This is a genomic window from Microvirga massiliensis, from assembly GCF_001006805.1.
Taxonomy (GTDB): Bacteria; Pseudomonadota; Alphaproteobacteria; order Rhizobiales; family Beijerinckiaceae; genus Microvirga; species Microvirga massiliensis.
Genome location: NZ_LN811375.1, coordinates 17,987 through 20,022 on the forward strand (window position 1 = coordinate 17,987; position 2,036 = coordinate 20,022).

The following is a 2,036-nucleotide window of genomic DNA, read 5'->3' on the forward strand; positions in this document are numbered from 1 at the left end:
TTGGGCCCGAGGCCGCTGTCGTGGATATTCGCCGCTGGCGACGCTTCAACCTGGGGTCCGAATATCATTGCCCTGTTCACGCCCCTCAACGAAGTGCCCGTTAGATTGAACGAGATGATCTCAGATTGGAGGTACTCCGCCCGGAAGGGAGAAGCCCTAAAATTGCAGTCTTTTCTTTCGATAATCGACTTCGGTTGTTGCACTCGACCGGAACCTTCACCGCGTTCCCAGTTCTCGAAGTGCATCTTTTCAGATGCGCCGCCTCCCGGCTGGGCCATTTTTCCGCCTCAACGGGAGCCGAGAAATCCTAGCAAAGCCTAGGGATATCAACCAGCGCTCCGATTTCGTGAACCACGGGCGTTCCGGTGCCAAATTCAGATCACCAAATCGAAAGCTGCCGCTGTAAACCACAGACTGGTTCGTCATGTTCTATCGCACGGTAGCGTTTCGGCATTGGGTCGCAAAGGTCACCATCCGCGCGGTAAGCGACTGATGTAAAAGGAATTCAGGCTTTTCAACCCGTCGGGAGATTTCACGGGGTATGAATGATAACGAATGACCTGAGGCTCGCCCCGATCACGGGCGATCTCCAATCTCGTGGGTACAGGGACAGGCCAAAAGAAGGGGGCTAAGCGGACACTCATCGCGCTCACCGTATGACCGAGGGTGGCCGAAGCTGTGTAAAAACCCGGGGTCTCCACGCCAGCGGAGAAGAATAATCAAAATGAGTTGCGCCGCTGGGACGCGTAGAGCCGACCCAGCCAGATTCCACCCTTAATCGAAAGACAATTTCACGATCAGGTTGTAGTTTCACGTTTTCACACAGCTTGGACCCAACACGGAAATTCTGACGAACGTTTCCGCAGGGTCGAATCCGCCAGCGCTTTCATGGGCCTTGTTTGCCGCATTTTCGCACTGATCGCCGGTTCCACTCCTTTGGCGCAGATCTTCAGTCCTCGAGGTGTCCTGGGACGAGCGATATCCGTCAGCCTCGGCGATAAAGGTCGCGAGGAGCCCGTCAAGTCACGTTGAACGGAGGCGGAGCCTATGGATCAGAGCGAGATCGACGCTGTTCGAGCGCTGCTGAGTTCCAAGCCTCGACCAGTTGGATGGACGGAGCGACGCCAGCGTCTCGACGAGGTGGGATCGGTCTGGCCGGTGGCCGACGACATCAAATGCGAGTCGGTCGATGTGGACGGCGTGCCCGGCGAGGGGTCGCTCGCGCCTGGGAGCGACCCCTCGCGTATTCTCATGTTCTTCCATGGGGGCGGCTACTGCTCGGGATCGATCCGCAGCCATCGCCGCCTGGTCACCGAGGTCGGCCGGGCCGCCGGGATCCGCACGCTCGCCGTGGGGTATCGCCTCGCGCCGGAACACCCGTTCCCGGCGGCACTCGAAGACGCCCTGACGGCCTGGCACTTTCTGCGCCGACAGGGCCTTGCGGCTCAGCACATTGTGGTCGGCGGCGACAGCGCGGGGGGAGGTTTGACGCTCGCCCTGATGGGTCAGCTTCAGGAGGCTCGGGAGGAGCTTCCCGCCTGTCTGTGGTTGCTATCGCCCTGGACGGACCTAACCCTGTCGGGCCCCACGCTCGCGACCAAGGACAGCGTGGATCCGCTCATTCATGGCAGCTACCTGCACGAACTGGCCGATGCCTACCTGCCGGGCAGCATGGATCGCAAGGACCCGCGTGTTTCGCCACTCTACGCCGATCTCAGAGGCCTGCCGCCAACTTTGATTCAGGTCGGCTCGGCGGAAACCCTGCTCGCGGACGCGACGCGCTTGGCGGCAGCGGCAGGAGCCGCCGATGTGGCCGTCACGCTCGAGGTGTGGCCGCACATGATTCATGCTTGGCCGCTGTGGAATGCGCATCTGGAGCCCGGGCGTCGGGCTCTCGCCAAGGCCGGGACCTTCATGCGTCAGCGTCTGTGACGGTATGGGCCAGGATGGCTCCTGCCGTGCGGTCTGCGGCTTCGCGGCGGATCGCAAAAGCCATGATGGTTCAGATCCAGCTTTCCGCGAAATCCATTGAGAGG

Annotated in this window: 2 protein-coding genes; one reads left to right on the plus strand and one right to left on the minus strand. The window is 60.9% G+C overall.

What is annotated here, in order from left to right:
* The coding region (locus BN1233_RS49365) for a hypothetical protein (RefSeq protein ID WP_046869455.1) at positions 1-278 on the minus strand (278 nt) is incomplete at its 3' end.
* A 769-nt stretch (positions 279-1,047) separates the two neighbouring features.
* Between BN1233_RS49365 and BN1233_RS41020 the strand changes: the two genes are divergently transcribed.
* Positions 1,048-1,932: an alpha/beta hydrolase gene (locus tag BN1233_RS41020; protein ID WP_046869456.1), complete on the plus strand. Its 885-nt coding sequence runs from the start codon at positions 1,048-1,050 to the stop codon at positions 1,930-1,932.
* Positions 1,933-2,036: the final 104 nt, after the last annotated feature.

Bases quoted from the DNA above. Each gene is read 5' to 3' on its own strand.
- BN1233_RS41020 (WP_046869456.1), top strand. From the start codon at position 1,048: ATGGATCAGAGCGAGATCGACGCTGTTCGAGCGCTGCTGAGTTCCAAG.